General features: G+C 65.2%; 17 protein-coding genes and 1 tRNA gene (1 of these 18 cut by a window edge). 11 read left to right on the forward strand and 7 right to left on the reverse strand.

Annotated elements, in window-relative coordinates:
* Positions 1 to 550, reverse strand: partial view of a protein-methionine-sulfoxide reductase catalytic subunit MsrP gene (gene msrP, locus R5H30_RS18925; RefSeq protein WP_318330191.1) — the 5' portion only. Its footprint begins 359 nt before the window's first position; 550 of the gene's 909 nt are visible here — the first part of the coding sequence; the start codon lies at positions 548 to 550; its stop codon lies off the left edge, out of view.
* Between the two features lie 277 nt (positions 551 to 827).
* On the opposite strand from msrP, the gene R5H30_RS18930 reads away from it, so the two are divergent.
* Together R5H30_RS18930 and R5H30_RS18935 are read left to right on the forward strand one after the other, a co-directional pair.
* Positions 828 to 1310, forward strand: coding sequence for a fasciclin domain-containing protein (locus R5H30_RS18930; protein ID WP_318330193.1), 483 nt, complete (start codon positions 828 to 830; stop codon positions 1308 to 1310).
* Between the two features lie 182 nt (positions 1311 to 1492).
* Positions 1493 to 2221 carry a VPLPA-CTERM sorting domain-containing protein gene (locus tag R5H30_RS18935; RefSeq protein WP_318330194.1) on the forward strand — a complete coding sequence of 243 codons (729 nt, stop codon included), beginning with the start codon at positions 1493 to 1495 and terminating at the stop codon, positions 2219 to 2221.
* An 89-nt stretch (positions 2222 to 2310) separates the two neighbouring features.
* On the opposite strand, the gene clpB is transcribed toward R5H30_RS18935, so the two are convergent.
* The gene (clpB, locus tag R5H30_RS18940) at positions 2311 to 4929 is read right to left on the reverse strand and encodes an ATP-dependent chaperone ClpB (protein ID WP_318330195.1); all 2619 of its coding nucleotides are present in this window, start codon (positions 4927 to 4929) and stop codon (positions 2311 to 2313) included.
* A 585-nt stretch (positions 4930 to 5514) separates the two neighbouring features.
* Between clpB and pyrF the strand changes: the two genes are divergently transcribed.
* Positions 5515 to 6231, forward strand: a complete 717-nt coding sequence (gene pyrF, locus R5H30_RS18945) for an orotidine-5'-phosphate decarboxylase (RefSeq protein ID WP_318330196.1) — start codon at positions 5515 to 5517, stop codon at positions 6229 to 6231.
* A gap of 213 nt (positions 6232 to 6444) precedes the next feature.
* On the opposite strand, the gene R5H30_RS18950 is transcribed toward pyrF, so the two are convergent.
* Positions 6445 to 6909, reverse strand: coding sequence for an NUDIX hydrolase (locus R5H30_RS18950; RefSeq protein ID WP_318330197.1), 465 nt, complete (start codon positions 6907 to 6909; stop codon positions 6445 to 6447).
* 28 nt (positions 6910 to 6937) lie between these two features.
* Between R5H30_RS18950 and R5H30_RS18955 the strand changes: the two genes are divergently transcribed.
* On the forward strand, positions 6938 to 8191 hold the full coding sequence (locus R5H30_RS18955) for a DNA polymerase IV (RefSeq protein ID WP_318330198.1): 1254 nt from the start codon (positions 6938 to 6940) through the stop codon (positions 8189 to 8191).
* A 4-nt stretch (positions 8192 to 8195) separates the two neighbouring features.
* Here the strand turns inward: R5H30_RS18955 and R5H30_RS18960 are convergent, their stop codons facing one another.
* Entirely contained in the window at positions 8196 to 9056 is an 861-nt protein-coding gene (locus R5H30_RS18960) for an N-formylglutamate amidohydrolase (RefSeq protein ID WP_318330199.1), read from the reverse strand.
* 152 nt (positions 9057 to 9208) lie between these two features.
* Between R5H30_RS18960 and R5H30_RS18965 the strand changes: the two genes are divergently transcribed.
* The 6 genes from R5H30_RS18965 (at position 9209) to yghX (ending at position 13089) form a co-directional block, all read left to right on the forward strand.
* Positions 9209 to 9283, forward strand: a tRNA-Val gene (locus R5H30_RS18965).
* Positions 9284 to 9367: 84 nt separating this feature from the next.
* Positions 9368 to 9493 carry a type B 50S ribosomal protein L36 gene (gene ykgO / locus R5H30_RS18970; protein ID WP_005850168.1) on the forward strand — a complete coding sequence of 42 codons (126 nt, stop codon included), beginning with the start codon at positions 9368 to 9370 and terminating at the stop codon, positions 9491 to 9493.
* A 171-nt stretch (positions 9494 to 9664) separates the two neighbouring features.
* A complete protein-coding gene (locus tag R5H30_RS18975) occupies positions 9665 to 9907 on the forward strand; it encodes a hypothetical protein (RefSeq protein WP_318330200.1) in 243 nt (80 codons plus the stop codon).
* A gap of 95 nt (positions 9908 to 10002) precedes the next feature.
* Positions 10003 to 10899, forward strand: coding sequence for a glutathione-dependent disulfide-bond oxidoreductase (gene yghU, locus R5H30_RS18980; RefSeq protein ID WP_318330201.1), 897 nt, complete (start codon positions 10003 to 10005; stop codon positions 10897 to 10899).
* Positions 10900 to 11064: 165 nt separating this feature from the next.
* The gene (locus R5H30_RS18985; RefSeq protein ID WP_318330202.1) at positions 11065 to 12078 is read left to right on the forward strand and encodes a Fe(3+) ABC transporter substrate-binding protein; all 1014 of its coding nucleotides are present in this window, start codon (positions 11065 to 11067) and stop codon (positions 12076 to 12078) included.
* A gap of 111 nt (positions 12079 to 12189) precedes the next feature.
* On the forward strand, positions 12190 to 13089 hold the full coding sequence (yghX, locus tag R5H30_RS18990; RefSeq protein WP_318330203.1) for a YghX family hydrolase: 900 nt from the start codon (positions 12190 to 12192) through the stop codon (positions 13087 to 13089).
* A 15-nt stretch (positions 13090 to 13104) separates the two neighbouring features.
* On the opposite strand, the gene R5H30_RS18995 is transcribed toward yghX, so the two are convergent.
* Complete coding sequence (locus tag R5H30_RS18995) at positions 13105 to 14784, reverse strand: ABC transporter permease (protein ID WP_318330204.1); 1680 nt, start codon at positions 14782 to 14784, stop codon at positions 13105 to 13107.
* An 89-nt stretch (positions 14785 to 14873) separates the two neighbouring features.
* On the opposite strand from R5H30_RS18995, the gene R5H30_RS19000 reads away from it, so the two are divergent.
* Positions 14874 to 15626, forward strand: a complete 753-nt coding sequence (locus R5H30_RS19000) for a MauE/DoxX family redox-associated membrane protein (protein WP_318330205.1) — start codon at positions 14874 to 14876, stop codon at positions 15624 to 15626.
* Here the strand turns inward: R5H30_RS19000 and R5H30_RS19005 are convergent.
* Together R5H30_RS19005 and R5H30_RS19010 are read right to left on the reverse strand one after the other, a co-directional pair.
* Positions 15623 to 16843 carry a phenylacetate--CoA ligase family protein gene (locus R5H30_RS19005; protein ID WP_318330206.1) on the reverse strand — a complete coding sequence of 407 codons (1221 nt, stop codon included), beginning with the start codon at positions 16841 to 16843 and terminating at the stop codon, positions 15623 to 15625. The genes R5H30_RS19000 and R5H30_RS19005 overlap by 4 nt on opposite strands.
* Positions 16844 to 16869: 26 nt before the next feature.
* A complete protein-coding gene (locus R5H30_RS19010) occupies positions 16870 to 17706 on the reverse strand; it encodes an ABC transporter ATP-binding protein (protein ID WP_318330207.1) in 837 nt (278 codons plus the stop codon).
* Positions 17707 to 17725: the final 19 nt, after the last annotated feature.

The raw sequence follows: 17725 nt of genomic DNA on the forward strand, positions 1-17725 counted from the left end.
TCGCTTCATCGAGGCGAAGACCCTCGACATAGGGCCATTCCAGAACCGGGTAGCGCACGCCGGGCATCTCCTCGGGTCGGTAGAGCGTTTCGAAGGCGACGTAGCGCGCCGCCGACTGCACCCCGGCAAGCTCGAGCAGGTCGGCAAGTTCGAACCCATTCCACGGCACGACCATCGACCAGGCCTCGACGCAGCGCAGGCGGTAGATGCGTTCTTCGACAGTCATCTTTGCCATGATGTCTTCGAACGCGTAGTCCGCCGGACGGTCCACCAATCCGTCGATCTTCACCGTCCATGGTTCGGTGGTCATCTGCCCCGCGTATTTCTGCGGATCGCGCTTGTCGGTGCCGAACTCATAAAAATTGTTGTACTCGGTGATGTCTTCCCACGGGTTCGGCTCGAGCCCTTCGGGCATGGCGCGCGCATGGCCTCCGATACCCGCCAGCCCCGCTCCTGCAACGGCACCCGCGATCAGTTTGCGCCTGTTCAGATATACGCTCTCCGGTGTCGCGTCGCGCTCGCGCAATCTGTTCTTCCAGCGGTTGGCCATGTCACGCTCCCTTCCTTGCTGCGCAAAACGTAAGACTGGCAGCCCCGACGGCAAAACGCTTTCGGGTCACGTTTGCGGCAGGGTGCTGAAATCATCGCGCACGCCTCACATGAATTCACGACCAATTCACTGGAAACCCGCGGGGCCGCACGCTTAGCGCGCGACCGTCCCTCATCAATGACCCAATTGCGGTTTTCGGCAGTGAACCGACCGCGCCACAGCGCCGTAAGAAGCACGATGCCAAACGAGCATCCCTATCCAACCAAAGGAGATACCGATGCTGAGACGCACTTTCATGAGCCTCGCCGCCGCAACTTCCATCACCGCTGGTGCCGCCTACGCCCAAGACAGCAAGGATGTCGTTGATACCGCGGTCGACGCAGGCAGCTTCACGACGCTCGTCGCCGCGGTCGAGGCCGCCGGGCTGGTCGAGACGCTGAAGGGCGAAGGCCCGTTCACGGTGTTCGCACCCACTGACGAAGCCTTTGCCGCGCTGCCCGAGGGCACCGTCGACACATTGCTCCAGCCCGAGAACAAGGACCAGCTCGTGTCGATCCTCACCTACCACGTCGTTCCGGGCAAGGTCATGTCGACCGACCTCAGCGACGGCATGGCCGCCACTACCGTTCAGGGCGGCGATCTGAACGTCGATCTGAGCGATGGCGTGAAGATCAACGATGCCACGGTCACCCAGCCGGACATCGAAGCCTCGAACGGCGTGATCCACGTGGTCGACACCGTCATCCTCCCCGAAGGCTGATCAACCACATCATTTAGCGGCCCGACCCCGCGGTCGGGCCGTTTTTCTTTTCGCCTGATATCAGGCGCTTGGCCGTTAATTGTCGCCAAATCGACAACAGAGCCTGTCCAACACGAAACTTACCCAACGTCAGCCCGTGACTCCTCCAGCCTCATTTCAGGGGCAGCAACGGGAGAGTAACGATGAAGACATCAATTTCCGCGCTCGCGACGATTGTAGCGCTGGGCGCCGCGCCCGCGATGGCCGCACATCTTGATTACTACACTGCCGACCTTGCCGCGCTCAACGGATCCGGCGTTTCCGGCACCGTATTTCTTACTTACGACGGTCCGGAAGATGACGGTTTGCGCAAGCTTACAGTGCAGGTCGCTGCACGTGGGTTGGAACCCGGTGCCCACGCTGCCCACATTCACGGGTTCCCGATCGCAGACCGAGAAGCCAGCGTAGCACCTACGGACGACGTGTTCATGCCCAACGTGGCCGGCCCCGGTAACGACGGCGACGGGTTCACTGAACTTCTCGAGGGCGCTGATTTTTACGGCGGGATCCTCGAGACACTGACGGGCCTGACGGCGGATGGTGCCGGACGTGTATTCTACAGCACGATCTTCGACGTCACTGCTGGCGGCGAGCTGGACGATGATGTGTTCTCGCTCGACAATCGCGAGATTGTCCTGCACGGCATGACTGTCGATGTGGCGCCCGACGGGCCCGGAGGGGTCGACGGCTTCACGCCGGCACCTGCCAACTTCAACGCCTTTTTGCCAATCGCGACCGCCAAGTTCGAGCGCGCCACGCTGGACGACCGGCCGGACATGACCCCGGTGCCGCTGCCGGCGGCTGGGTGGTTCCTGATCATGGGCATGGGCGGCCTCGGCGCGATGCGCCGGTTCGGTCGCAAGACTGCCTGACCAGACACCACAAGGCAGAGCCAGGCAGGCAAGAAAAGACCCCGCCGGAGCGATCCGGCGGGGTCAATCGTTAACGAAAACACCAAGTATCAGTGAAGGACCGCATCGTCCGGTTTCGGACGGTTCGTAGCCGCAACGCGGTCGCCGATGATCAGCCCGTCGCTTCCGGCCTGAACTGTTACCGTGTCGCCGTCCGCGACGTCACCGGCGAGGATCATCTCCGCCAGCGGGTCCTGCAACGCACGCTGGATCACCCGCTTGAGTGGCCGCGCCCCGAACACCGGGTCGTACCCCTCGTCGGCCAGCCACTTGCGCGCACCGTCGTCGAGGGTGAGCGTGATCTTCCGCGCCGCGAGGCGTTTGAGCAGCCGGCCAAGCTGGATCGTGACGATCCCATCCATGTCCGCGCGACCCAGCCGGTCGAAGATGATCGTCTCATCGAGACGGTTGAGGAACTCGGGCCGGAAATGCGCCCGGACAGCATCCATGACATGCCGCTTGGCCTCGCCGGCATCCGCACCGTCGGGAAGCTGGCTGAGCGCCTGCGCCCCGAGATTCGAGGTCAGCACGATCAGCGTCTGCTTGAAATCGACCGTCCGGCCCTGACCATCGGTCAGAACACCGTCGTCGAGCACCTGCAGCAGCACGTTGAACACGTCCGGGTGCGCCTTCTCGACCTCGTCGAACAGCACGACCTGGTAGGGCCTGCGCCGGACAGCCTCGGTCAGAACGCCGCCTTCGTCGTAGCCGACATAACCCGGAGGCGCCCCGATCAGGCGGGCGACAGCGTGCTTCTCCATGAACTCAGACATGTCGATGCGGACCATCGCGCTGTCGTCGTCGAACAGGAACTCGGCAACCGCCTTGGTCAGCTCGGTCTTGCCGACACCGGTCGGCCCGAGGAACAGGAATGACCCCAGCGGGCGGTTCTCGTCATTGAGCCCGGCCCGCGCCCGACGCACGGCGTTGGAAACCGCACGCACGGCGGCATCCTGACCAATCACCCGGCTGTGCAGCTTGTCTTCCATCTGCAGCAGCTTGTCGCGCTCGCCCTCGAGCATCTTGCCGGCCGGGATCCCGGTCCAGCGCTCGACCACGCTTGCGATCTGCTCAGGCCGCACGGCCTCCTCGACCATGACGTCGGCGTCTTCGGCGTCCTCGGCCGCCTGGAGCTGCTTCTCGAGCTGCGGAATCACGCCGTAGGACAGCTCGCCCGCCTTGGCGAGGTTGCCCTCGCGCTTGGCGATCTCGAGCTCCGCCCGGGCATGGTCCAGCCGTTCCTTGAGGTCGCGCGCACCAGCCAGCCGATCGCGTTCGGCCTGCCATTGCGCGGTCAGCTCGGCACTGCGCTCCTGAAGTTCGGACAATTCCTTTTCCAGCGTTTCGAGCCGGTCCTTGCTCGCCCGGTCGTCCTCGAGCCGCAGCGCCTCGGCCTCGATCTGCATCTGCAGGATCTGCCGGTCGAGCGCGTCGAGTTCCTCGGGCTTGCTGTCGACTTCCATGCGCAGGCGCGATGCCGCCTCGTCCACGAGGTCGATCGCCTTGTCCGGCAGGAAGCGGTCGGTGATGTAGCGGTGGCTGAGCGTCGCAGCCGACACCAGGGCCGAGTCCGAGATACGCACACCGTGGTGCAGCTCGTACTTTTCCTTGATCCCGCGCAAAATCGACACGGTATCCTCGACCGTCGGCTCCTGCACGAAAACCGGCTGGAACCTCCGTGCCAGTGCTGCGTCCTTTTCGACGTACTTGCGGTACTCGTCGAGCGTCGTGGCACCGATACAGTGCAACTCTCCCCGCGCCAGAGCAGGCTTGATCAGGTTGGCCGCATCCATCGCGCCATCCGCCTTTCCGGCCCCGACCAGCGTGTGCATCTCGTCGATGAACAAGACGATCTCGCCGGCGGCATCGGTGACCTCGTTCAGGACCGCCTTGAGCCGCTCTTCGAACTCGCCACGGTATTTCGCACCGGCGATCAGCGCACCCATGTCGAGCGCCAGGAGCTTCTTGTTGCGCAGCGATTCCGGGACGTCGCCGTTGACGATCCGCAGCGCAAGCCCTTCGGCGATTGCAGTCTTGCCGACCCCGGGCTCGCCGATCAGAACCGGGTTGTTCTTGGTCCGGCGCGACAGCACCTGCATCGAGCGGCGAATTTCCTCGTCGCGCCCGATGATCGGGTCGATCTTGCCCTCGCGTGCCGCCTCGGTGAGATCGCGCGCGTACTTTTTCAGCGCGTCGTACCCCTCCTCGGCACTTGCGGTGTCCGCGGTGCGGCCCTTGCGCACCTCGTTGATGGCCCCGTTCAGCCCCTGTGCTGTCACCCTGCCCGCATCCAGCGCATCCTTCGCGCCCGAGCGGACCATGCACAGCGCCATCAGCACCCGCTCGACCGGCACAAAGCTGTCGCCGGCCTTCTTGGCCAGCGCCTCGGCCTCGGCGAGAACCTTCTGTGTCGTGTTGTCGAGGTACACCTGCGCGGCATCCCCGGTGACTTTCGGCATCTTCGCCAGCGCCACCTCGAGGGCCTGCACGACCTGTGCAGGCTGCCCGCCGGCGGCTGAGATCAGGTTGCTTGCCAGCCCCTGCTCGTCGTCCATCAATGCCTTGAGAAGATGTTCGGGTGCGAGCCTCTGATGGCTTTCCCGGATCGCAATCGTCTGCGCCGCCTGGATGAATCCGCGCGAGCGCTCCGTGAACTTGTTCAAGTCCATGGTCGTCTCCTTTTCCAAAGCGCCCGTTATTGCTGCGCCCGACTTGGCGGCGCGACAGCTGGTGGGCCTCGGGGAAAGATTTGGGCACTGCGCCGGTACCGTTCAAGCCTCGGGCCTCGGCGAATGCCGGATTTTCGGGCGAAGTTTACGGGATCGGGTGGCATGTCCCGGTTTTTCGCACTTGCAGCATTGCCGTCCTGCACCGCGTGATGTTCTGTATTCCCCAGGCAGGTTCGGCGCGCGGGGCGTTCGGTCGCGACCTGTCATGTTGTCGTAGCATTCCGGCTCTAGGTCCGGACTTGGCTACCCGGGACCGGAACGGTGACAAGTCCGGCCCAATGTAAAGATTCGGCACGGTTCGCCGAACGTACGTTTACCAGTCTTCAGGTTCACGTTCACTGCAAGTTCTTGGCCGGGCCGGCACCACCGACCCTCCCCCGGTGACCGGGCCCGGCATCTTGCGGAAAACCGCGCGACACCGTTGCCCCACGAGATCCCCAAAGCTCAGATGCGCCCGACGGCATGGACACCGCAAGGCCCTTCGACTAGTCAGGTCGGAACGCGAACCCCGGGGAAGATGTCCGAATGGCCGATGACCGCCTGATCGTTGCGCTCGACGTTCCGGACGCGCTGTCCGGTCACGAGCTTGCCAAGAGCCTCGGTGACGCGGTCGGCTTCTACAAGATCGGTCTCGGCATGCTGACAGGCGGCGGGCTGGCCCTGGCCAACGAGCTCAAGCAGGAGCACGGCAAGCGCATCTTCCTCGACATGAAGCTCTTCGACATCTCCGCCACCATCGAGGCGGCGGTCCGGGGGCTGGCGCAGTTCGACCTCGATTTCCTCACCGTGCATGGTGATCCGCATGTCGTTGATGCCGCGAAACAGGGCGCGGCCGGGTCCGACCTCAAGATCCTCGCCGTGACGGTGCTGACGTCGCTCGACCGCTCGGACCTCGACGATTGCCTGCTGCGCGATGGCAGTGTTGCGGATCTTGTCGTGGAACGCGCCGGGCGGGCCTTCGAAGCCGGCGCTGACGGGGTCATCGCCTCGCCGCAGGAGGCAACGCGGATCCGCGCGCTTCCGAACTCCGCCGGACGGCTGATCGTGACGCCCGGCGTGCGGCCCGGCGGCAGCGATCCCGGAGACCAGAAACGCACGGCGACGCCGGCCGTCGCGCTGTCCAGTGGCGCGGATCACATCGTCGTCGGCAGGCCGATCTGGAAATCGCCTAATCCGCAGGCAGCAGCGGAAGCCATCCTCGCGGAACTCCCGTCGCCCGGGCGGAAAACCTCAAGCAACTGATTCCTTGGTTGTTTTGCCGGTTATCCACATCTCGGCAAAGGTCAAGACACCGACTTTAGTCATAGCCGACTGTGGCACCCAAGGCACAAAACGCGCAATCCGGCCCTTGCGGCGCTTTCCCGGCTAGGGCGCTTCTCCCGCAGGTGGTAAGTTGACCCTAGGTGATACTCCCCAACGGACCGCGTCTTCCTGAGGTTCGTTACCTCCCCCCGCTTAAAGCAGCGGGGGGTTTTTCGGTGGAGGTCGCGAGTCCACGTAGGCCCGCAGGCGATCCTGAAACTGCGGCACCGCGCGCGGATGTTCCAGGAAAGATCGTTCGTCCATCAGCCTCCATCCCTGACCCTCGTCTCCGAAGCTGACCTTTCGGGCGGCGCTGATGGGCAGTCCGGCCACGAAAAACCATTTGCGCTTGGCACCCTCGCGGAACGACCGGCCCCAGACCAGCGCCTCGATCGGCACGTCCAGACCCAGTTCCTCTCGGGTTTCACGCAGCGCGCAGGCGACCGGGCTTTCATCGCCTTCGCGCCCGCCGCCCGGCAGGTCCCAATGTCCGGGAAACGGGATCGTCTCGACCATGTCGCGCAGGATCACGACGAGGCGCGGGCCGAGGTAGAGCGCCAGTTTGGCCCCGTCGAACGGCATGTTCATTTCCTCGGCGCTGGCATAGAATCGGGACATGGCGCGACACTAGCCGATTTTCCTGACCATGCCCGCCCTTTGCCGAGACTGCCTGAAAGAGTTCGACGCGCCGCGCCGCTGCCCCGGCTGCGGCAGCCCGCGCGTGGTCAGACACCCCGAGCTTTTCGCGCTCGCCATCGCCCACATGGATTGCGATGCCTTCTACGCCTCCGTGGAAAAGCGTGACGACCCGAGCCTCGAAGGCAAGCCCGTCATCATCGGCGGTGGGCGCCGGGGCGTGGTCTCGACGGCGTGCTACATCGCCCGGATCCGCGGCGTGCGCTCGGCCATGCCGATGTTCAAGGCGCTCAAACTCTGCCCCGAGGCGGTCGTCGTCAGGCCGCGGTTCGATGCCTATGTCGAGGCCTCGCGGGCCATACGCGCGATGATGGATGAACTGACCCCGGTGGTGGAACCGCTCTCTCTCGACGAGGCGTTCATGGACCTCACGGGGACCGAGCGTCTGCACGGCGCGCCGCCCGCCGTCATGCTGGCGCGCCTGACGCGCCGCATGAAGACCGAACTGGGCCTGACCGGCTCGATCGGGCTCAGCCACAACAAGTTTCTTGCCAAGGTCGCCTCGGATCTCGACAAGCCGCGCGGGTTCTCGGTGATCGGCGCGGCCGAGACCGCCGATTTCCTGCGCGACCGGCCCGTGCGGCTGATCTGGGGAGTGGGCGAGGCCGCGCAGGCGGCGCTCGACAAGGCCGGCATCCGCACCTTCGCCGACCTTCTGCGCTGGGACCGCGAGGATCTCGCCGCCCGGTTCGGGTCGATGGGCGACCGGCTGTGGCATCTGGCGCGTGGGCAGGACCGGCGCCGGGTCTCGGCCAACGCGCCGATGAAAAGCGTGTCGAACGAAACCACCTTCGGCGAGGACACCTCGGATCCCGACATCCTCGACGGTCACCTCTGGCGCATGGCAGAGAAGGTCTCGGACCGCGCCAAGGCCAAGGGGCTTGCGGGGCGCGTGGTGACACTCAAGCTGAAGCGATCGGACTTTTCCCTGATCACGCGGCGTGTGTCGCTGCGCGATGCGACACAGCTTGCCGACACGATCTACCGCACCGCGCGGGGGCTCTTCGACCAGGTCGGCGATGCCGGACCCTACCGCCTGCTCGGCTGCGGCATTTCCGACCTGCGCAGCGCCGACGAGGCGGACCTGTCCGGAGACCTGCTGGATCCGGGTGCAACACGGCGTGGCGCCGCCGAGCGCGCAACCGACCGGATTCGCGACCGTTTCGGCCCCGATGCCATCCTGAAGGGGCGCGCGCTTCGGTGAGCTGTCATTCGGCGGCGAGTGGAACCCGCCCCTGGCCGATCTGGGCGATCTCGGCAATGGCCCCGCGCAGGGCATCGCGCACGGCCTGGAAATTCTCGGACGGCCGCACCCGGCGCTCGTCCATGTAGAGCGACCGGTCGATCTCGACCTGCACCGCGTGCTGACCGCGCGACGGCCGACCGTAGGCCTGGGTGATGTAGGCCCCGGCGAAAGGCGCGTTGCGGGTCACCGTGAAGCCCGCCGCGATCAGCGCGGCCTCGACCCGGTCGACGACCTCGCCACCGGCAGCGGCGCCGAACCGGTCGCCCAGCACGACGTCCGGCCGGCGCAGGCCCGAGCGCGCGACCCCGTCCATCGCCTCATGCGGCATCGAGTGGCAGTCGATCAGGACCGCCTGCCCGTGATGCTGAAGCGCCCGGCCCAGCAGACTGTGCAGCATCACGTGATAGGGTTTCCAGTAGGTGTCGATCCGATACTGCGCCTCGCCGAGGCTCATCTTGCCGCGATAGATCGCGCGCCCATTGGCGACGACGCGGGGAATCACCCCCAAACCGGAGGCGACCCGCGGATTGTGGCCTTGCCGCATGACGCCCTGGATCACCGAAGGATCGAGCTCGTCCGGAGACCGGTTGAGATCGACGAAAGCGCGCGGCGCGCCCGCCAGAAGCAGCGGCGCCCCGAAAACCGGCGCGCAGTCGAACAGGACATCGACATAAGCATCTTCGGAGGACCGCACCGAATGGGCGTCAAGGACCGTCTCGCTAAGGAATGTGCGCGGGTAGTCGCGCCCCGAATGCGGCGAGGCGAAGACCACGCAGGAACGCGGGTCTTCCGGGTAATGGACGTCATACGCGGGCTTCGGCATCGCAACTCCTCACTGCGCGAGAATAGACCGATAATTTGCCATGCCGAAAGGCCTTGATCCCCCCGTCGACTCCTTTTATAGACCCGGCACCGGCGCGGAACCTTCGCGCCCCATTTTTGTTTGGGGCTCCGAAATCCACGCAACGACATAGTGGGTGATTAGCTCAGCGGTAGAGCACTTCGTTGACATCGAAGGGGTCACTGGTTCGATCCCAGTATCGCCCACCACGTTCTGATTGGCCTGGTATGGATGAGCCTCCAGGTCACCCGCAACCCCGGCGCTGGCCCGCGCCACGGCATAGGAGACTGACCATGAAGGTCCGCAATTCGCTCCGCTCGCTCAAGAACCGGCACCGCGACTGCCGGGTTGTGCGTCGCAAAGGCCGCGTCTACGTGATCAACAAGACGCAACGGCGCTTCAAGGCCCGCCAGGGCTGAGCCTGCAAGTCATCGACAGAGTTCAAGGCCGCCCCTTCCGGGGCGGCCTTTTTCTTTGGCGCTCCTGCCATGGGGCCGGGTGAGCGTTTGCCATCACGTGCCGGACATGCATTATCGGCCCTCGACAAGATGCGTCGCGCAAGGGACGCCGAGCAGGGAGAACGGGCAGACATGGGCAGGCTCATCCTATTCGTCACGGGTGCGTGCGTTCTTTCGGGCTGCAGCCTCGATCCGAAAGCCTGGGAGACGGCCCCGGTGACGGTGCAGACCGCACAGGGTCCGGTGGTCTGCCAGCTTTACTCCGAGAACATCCAGACCTGGGACCGGGCGATCAGCCGGCCCGAGACCATGTCCGTCGAACAGGGCGACGCGATCTGCCTCGCAGAGGGACGCCGCCGCGACGCCGCTGGCTGATCCGCGGACCAGTGCCCGCCATTTTCCGCTTTCACTTGTTTCGCGGACACGACAGCTTAGGTCGAACCCGAATTCAGCAGAAAAGCGAGTGTTCCATGACCGACGAACCAAAACCGTCCCTTCCAGAAGGCTACACCCCGCCCAAGGTCTGGACATGGGACCGTGAGAGCGGCGGCCAGTTCGCCAGCATCAACCGGCCCATTGCCGGCGCGACCCACGACAAGGAGCTGCCTGTCGGCAAACACCCGCTGCAGCTTTACTCGCTGGCGACGCCGAATGGCGTGAAGGTCACTGTAATGCTCGAGGAACTGCTGGCGGCCGGTGTGTCGGATGCCGAGTATGACGCCTGGCTGATCAAGATTGGGGACGGCGACCAGTTCGGCAGCGGCTTCGTCGAGGCAAATCCGAACTCGAAGATCCCGGCGCTGGTCGACCGGTCCGGCGACACGCCGCAGCGTGTCTTCGAATCGGGCGCGATCCTGCTTTACCTCGCCGAGAAGTTCGGGAAGTTCCTGCCGACTGTCCCCGCCCAGCGGACCGAGGCGCTGTCCTGGCTCTTCTGGCAGATGGGATCCGCGCCCTATCTCGGCGGCGGCTTCGGGCATTTCTACGCCTATGCCCCGATCAACATCGAATACGCCATCGACCGCTTCGCGATGGAAACCAAGCGCCAGCTCGACGTGCTCGACCGGCACCTGAAGGACAACGAGTTCATGTCCGGCGAATACAGCATCGCGGATATGGCGATCTGGCCGTGGTACGGGCAGTTGTCGCTGGGCCGCAACTACGGCGCAGGGGAATTCCTCGACGTCGACACCTACGCAAACGTGCAGCGCTGGGCCCGCGCCATCGACGCGCGCGCGCCTGTACAGCGCGGGCGTATGGTGAACCGGACTCACGGCGAGCCCGAGCTTCAACTGCATGAGCGCCACGACGCATCGGATTTCGAGACCAGGACGCAGGACAAGATCGCGCCGAAAGAAGACGCCTGAGGACGATTGACCGCCGAGGTCAGGGCCGCCCCGCATCCGGTGATGCAGGGCGGCCTTTCTTTTTTCTGATTTATTTTGTCGGGAATGCCTTGCGCGCCTTGGCACCATATGTAACTGATCTTTTCAGTCGGGAATTACCCGGAAACGACGAAAAGGATGTATCCCATGACCTTCAAACGCTCGGGCCTGTCTGTACTGGCCCTGCTTGTCGCGACGCCGGCCTTGGCAAACGGCGAGGTGAACCTCTACTCGTCACGCCACTACGACACCGACGAGCGGCTGTATTCGGACTTCACCGAAGCGACCGGCATCACGGTGAACCGCATCGAGGGCGACGCCGACGAATTGATCGCGCGGATGCAGGCCGAGGGCGCGAACAGCCCCGCCGACGTTCTTCTGACCGTCGACACCTCGCGGCTGGCGCGGGCAAAAGACGCCGGCGTGCTCCAGTCCGTCGACAGCGAAGTGCTGGAATCGCGTGTGCCATCGAACCTGCAGGACGCCGAGAACCAGTGGTTCGGCCTGTCGCAGCGCAGCCGGATCATCTTCTACGACAAGGCCGGGCTGGATAACCCGCCGCAGACCTACGAGGATCTCGCCGATCCGGCCTACAAGGGCCAGATCTGCATCCGGTCCTCGACCAACACCTACAACCAGACCCTTTTGGCCGCCATCGTCACACACCTCGGCGAAGACGCCGCGACGGACTGGGCGAAAGGCGTGGTCGACAACATGGCGCGCGACCCGCAGGGCGGCGACACCGACCAGCTGCGTGCGCTGGTCTCGGGTGAATGCGACATTGCCGTGTCGAACACCTACTATTTCGCCCGCGCCCTCGCCGGGCCGGTCGACGGCGTCAGCGAAGGCATCGAGCAGATCGGCTGGGTCTTCCCGAACCAGGAAACGACCGGCGCGCACATGAACCTTTCGGGCGGCGGCGTGGCGGCAAATGCGCCGAACCGCGACAACGCGATTGCCTTCCTCGAGTATCTCGCCTCGGACAGCGCGCAGAAGTATTTCGCGGCTGGCAACAACGAATACCCCGTCGTTGCCAGCGTCGAGACCACCGAAGCCGTCAACAAGCTCGGCGCCTTTGAGGCCGACACTGTCGATCTTTCGGAAGTCGCCAAGAACATTCCCGTGGCGCAGAAGATCTTCAACGAGGTTGGCTGGGAATAATTTCTCTCCCAGCATCGTGAACCGGTCCCCGCGACCGATCGGGTCAGGCCGCATCGACACGAATCGTCGGGCGGCCTACTCTTTTTCCGGATCATGGCAACGGAGGCTGCAATGTCCGGAACTCAGCGCAAAACCGCACGCGACTTTCACCCCAGGCTGCTCGAGATCTTCGACGGCTACGTTCACGGCACGATCTCGAAACGTCAGTTCCTCAGCCAGGCCGGGCAGTATGCAGCGGCGGGGGTGACCGGTGCCATGCTGCTCGAACAGCTCAAGCCGAATTACGCCCTCGCCCAGCAGGTCGATCCGGACGATCCCGACATCGAGACGATGCAGGTCAGCTACGAAAGCCCGGAAGGGCATGGCACCATCAACGGGCTGATGGCGCGCCCGGCCGGCGCGGAAGCGCCGCTGCCGGCCGTACTCGTGATCCATGAGAACCGCGGCCTGAATCCCTACATCGAGGATGTCGTGCGGCGCTGCGCCAAGGCGGGCTACCTCGCGCTGGGGCCCGACGGGCTGAGCCCGCTCGGCGGCTATCCCGGGACCGACGAGGAGGGCCGCGAGATGCAGCGCAGTCTCGACGGTGCCAAGCTGTTGGCGGATTTCTTCGCCGGGTACGAACACCTGCGCGATCACGAGGGGTCGACCGGAAAGGTCGGCGCGGTGGGCTTCTGCTATGGCGGCGGCGTCTGCAACGCGCTTGCCGTGGCCTATTCCGATCTGTCGGCGTCCGTGCCCTTCTACGGACGCCAGGCCGATGCCGAGGACGTGCCGGCAATCGAGGCGCCGTTGTTGCTGCATTACGCGGAACTCGACGAGCGCATCAACGCCGGCTGGCCGGACTACCAGACAGCGCTGGACGCCAACGGCAAGGAATACACCGCCCACATCTACGAAGGCGCGAACCACGGTTTTCACAACGACACGACGCCGCGCTATGACCCGGAGGCCGCGCAGCTGGCCTGGGATCGCACGCTGGCCTTCTTCGCCGAACACCTGAGCGGCTAGGCGATCAACCGCAAACTAAGTCTGCCGGCCGACCTGCCGGCAAATCAGGATGACCGGCAGCAGCCCCATCGCCACGATGACGAGACTCGGCACCGCCGCCCCATCGAGCCGTTCGTCCGAGGCCAGGCGATAGGCCTGCACCGCCAGCGTGTCGAAGTTGAACGGGCGCATGATCAGGGTGGCCGGAAGTTCCTTCATCACGTCCACGAAAACGATCAGCAGCGCGGTCAGCAGGCTCGGAGCGAGAATCGGCAGGTGTACCCGGCGCAGCGTCCCGACCGGTCCTTGCCCCAGCGAGCGTGCGGCGGCGTCCATGTTGGCCGCGACCATCGACTGGCCGCCCTCGTATGCGCCAAGCGCGGCGGCGAGAAAGCGCACCATGTAGGCCAGCACCAGCAGCCAGATCGAGCCCGTGACCAGAAGCCCGGTGCGGATGCCGAACCGGGCCTGCATCCAGGCGTCGAGTGCGTTGTCGAAGGCGGCGAAAGGCACGATGAGCCCGACGGCGATCACCCCGCCCGGAACAGCATACCCCAGCCGCGCGATGTAGGCAGCGCCGCGCGCCGGCTGGCCGGGGCGCAGCCGGCGGTAGAAGCCGACACAGATCGCCGCCGCCAGCGTCACCGCCGCCGCGACCGAGGCCAGCGTGAGCGAGTTGGTGATGAACCCCAGGTAGCGCGGGCTGAGCAGGTCTTGTTGCGAACCGATTCCCATCGAGAACAGCACGACGATCGGCACCAGCGCACCAAAGACCACCGGCACGCTGCACAGGAAAATCGCGAGACCTGCCGCCGGCCCGTGCAGCCGCGCAGGGTCCATGCGCTGCTGCCGCCGGGACGCGTCGTGGTACTGCGCCCGCCCGCGCTGGGCCCGTTCGAGGAAGGCCAGCAGCAGTGCGAAGCTGAGCAGGCAGAGCGCCAGCTGCGCGGCACCCGCCCGGTCGGCCATCGCGAACCAGCTTGTGTAGATGCCTGTGGCGAAGGTCTGGACACCGAAATAGGCCACGGTGCCGAAATCCGCGATGGTCTCCATCACCGTCAGCAGCACGCCCGCGGCGATTGCGGGTCGCGCCAGCGGCAGGCTGACCCGGAAAAACGCGCGCCATGCGCTCGAGCCAAGCGCGCGCGCGGCAAGGAAGGTCGTGGCGCTTTGTTGCAGGAAGGCCGCGCGCGCCAGCAGGTAGACATAAGGGTAAAGTACCAGCACCAGCATCGTCGCGGCCCCGCCGAGCGACCGGATCTCGGGGAACCAGTAGTCGCGCGGCCCCCAGCCGGTCACGTCCCGAAGCGTGCTCTGCACGATGCCCGGATGGTCGAGCACCGAGGTATAGGCATAGGCCAGCACGTAGGCCGGGAAGGCGAGCGGCAGGACCAGTGCGACCTCGAACAGCTTCACGCCGGGAAAGCGCGTCATCGTCACCAGCCAGGCCGCGCCAACACCGATGGCGAAGGTGCCCAGAGACACCAGCCCGACAAGCGCTGCCGTGGTGGCGGTGTAGCGCGGCAGGACCGTCTGGGCGAGGTGGGTGACGGTGTCGGTCCCGCCCAGCACCGCCGCCAGCGCCACGGCCAGCATCGGCAGAGCGCAGGCCGCGGCCACGAGGCAGGCCAGCATGCCGACGGCCCATGCGCCGTCCTTGCGGCGCAGGCCCGGTCTGCCGGGCCCGAGAGACAGTGTATCGACGCGGTCGGTCATGCCTCTTTCTCCACGGTTTTTGTCGGATATTCCAGAGGCGATGAAACGGGTTGTCACACCTATGCGTTGACCCGGCAGGAGGACGCGCGATGGCGGACGCACAAGGCAAGACGGCGAAACTCTACCGGATGGTGATGGAGGACCACCTCTGCCCCTACGGGCTGAAGACCAAGGACCTGCTGGAGCGGCAGGGCTACGCGGTCGAGGACCACAAGCTGACGACGCGGACCGAAACCGACGCCTTCAAGAAAGAGCACGGGGTCAAGACCACGCCACAGGTCTTCACCGAAAGCCGCCGGATCGGCGGGCTGGAGGATCTGCGCAGGCATCTGGGCCAGACCGTGCGGGAGGATTCGGAGACCACCTACATGCCGGTCATCGCGCTCTTCGGCATGGCGTTCGCGATGGCACTTGCGGTCGCAATTCTGGTGACCGGTTCGCTTTTCACCTGGCGCGTCGTGGAATGGTTCATCGCCATTTCCATGTGTCTCCTGGCGCTGCAGAAGCTCAAGGACGTCGAAAGCTTCTCGACCATGTTCCTGAACTACGACCTGCTGGCCCGGCGATGGGTGCGCTACGGGTATGTCTATCCCTTCGCGGAAGGCATCGCCGGTGTGCTGATGCTGGCCGGCATCCTGATCTGGCTCGCCGCCCCGCTGGCGCTCGTCATCGGAGCCATCGGCGCAGTTTCGGTCTTCAAGGCGGTCTACATCGACAAACGCGAGCTCAAATGCGCCTGCGTCGGCGGCGACAGCAACGTGCCGCTCGGGTTCGTCTCGCTGACCGAGAACCTGATGATGGTGGGCATGGCGCTCTGGATGCTGGCGCGCATGGCCGTCTAGTCGTAGCTGCGCTGATCCTCGATCACGAGTCCATCCTTGGGCAGGCTGCCCGGCGGCACGATCTCGACCGCGCCTTTCAGCTTCAGTGTCGCGACGACGCTCGCGGCATAGGCATCGGCATCGCCGCCGGGGCTTTCCATCTGCACCGTCATCGCGTCCTGCTCGCCCTGACGCGTAGCGATGACCCGGGCCTTGGCGACCTCATCGTGGCGCGCGACAAGGGCCGCGACCTGTTCGGGGCGCACGAACATGCCCTTGATCTTGGTGGTCTGGTCGGCGCGGCCCATCCAGCCCTTGATGCGCATGTTGGTGCGTCCACAGGGGCTGGCCCCGGACAACACGGCGCTGAGGTCGCCGGTCGCAAAGCGGATCAGCGGATAGTCCGGGTTCAGCGTCGTCACGACCACCTCGCCGACCTCGCCTTCGGCCACCGGATCGCCGGTCCCCGGTGTCACGATCTCGACGATCACGCCCTCGTCGACGATCATGCCCTCCAGCGCGCCGCTCTCGTAAGCGATGTTGCCGAGGTCCGCCGTGGCGTAGCATTGCAGACAGGTGATGCCGCGCTCGGCGTAATGCTGGCGCAGCGACGGGAACAGCGCCCCGCCGCCGACCGCTGCCTTGGTGATGGCCAGGGTCACGCCCATCTCGTCGGCCTTGTCGAGGATTATCTTCAGATAATCCGGCGTACCGGCATAGGCGGTCGTTCCGACATCGCGTGCCGCGGTCACCTGCAGCTCTGTCTGGCCGGTCCCGGCCGGCAGCACTGCGGCACCGACGGCCCTTGCGCCGCTCTCGAAGATCATGCCGGCAGGCGTCAGGTGATAGCCAAAGCAGTTCTGCACGATGTCGCCCTTGCCGATGCCGCAGGCGTGCAGGAAGCGGCCCATGCGCCACCAGTCGGGATCGTTGCTGGAGGGCTCGTAGATCGGGCCGGGCGACTGGAAGACGTGGCTGAACTCGGTCGCGGGTTTCGTCGTGAACCCCCCGAAAGGCGCGTGGGCCGCCTGCGCCTTGCCCAGGTCGGACTTGCGCAGCACCGGCAGCCTCGCCAGCGCCGCGCGATCCCTGATCGCCGCCGCCTCTACGCCGTCCAGCGCGCCGGCATATCCCGGCAAGGCTTTCGCCCGCGCGACCTGTTCCGGCAGCGCCGTGGCGATGGCATCCGCCCGCGCGTCGTCACTGCGCGTTTCCAGCGCATCGAAATATCCGCTCACGTCACGATCTCCTCGCCCTGTATCGCCTAGCTGAGCCAGCGCTTGCGGCGCCGGTAGCTGCGCACGTCGCGGAAGGACTTCCGTCCTTCGTCCGACATGCCGAGATAGAATTCCTTCACGTCCTGATTCTCGCGCAGTTCCGCGGCCGGACCGTCCATGACGACCCGGCCCGACTCGAGAATGTAGCCGTAATGCGCAAAGCGCAGCGCCACGTTGGTGTTCTGCTCGGCCAGAAGGAAGGTCACGCCTTCGTTCTCGTTGACCGATTTCACTATCTCGAAGATCTGTTCGACCAGTTGCGGCGCCAGCCCCATCGACGGCTCGTCCAGAAGGATCGTCTCGGGGCGGGACATCAGCGCGCGCCCGATGGCGCACATTTGCTGCTCGCCGCCCGAGGTATAGCCCGCCTGGCTCTTGCGGCGCTCCTTGAGACGAGGGAAATACTCGTAGACCATCTCGAGATCGGCCTGGATCGCGGCGTTGCCATCGCCGCGCGTGTAAGCGCCGGTCAAAAGGTTCTCTTCGACCGTCAGGTGCTCGAAGCAGTGCCGCCCTTCCATGACCTGCACCACGCCGCGCTTCACGGTCTCCGCCGGATCGGCATGGTTCAGGCTGTCGCCGCGATAGCGGATCGCGCCCTTGGTGATCTCGCCGCGTTCCGAGGCGAGAAGCCCCGAGATCGCCTTGAGCGTCGTGGTCTTGCCCGCGCCATTCCCGCCGAGCAGGGCGGTGATCCCGCCTTTCGGAACCTTGAGGCTCACGCCTTTCAGAACGAGGATGACGTGGTTGTAGATCACCTCGATGTTGCTCACTTCGAGCAGGGTGTCGCTTGTCACGTCGTCGGTCTTGGCAGCGTCCAGCATCGCGTCTCTTTCCCGAAGA

Origin of the sequence: Roseobacter sp. FCG-D35, from assembly GCF_033436665.1 — a bacterium.
In the GTDB taxonomy this organism is placed as follows: Bacteria; Pseudomonadota; Alphaproteobacteria; order Rhodobacterales; family Rhodobacteraceae; genus JAWQFO01.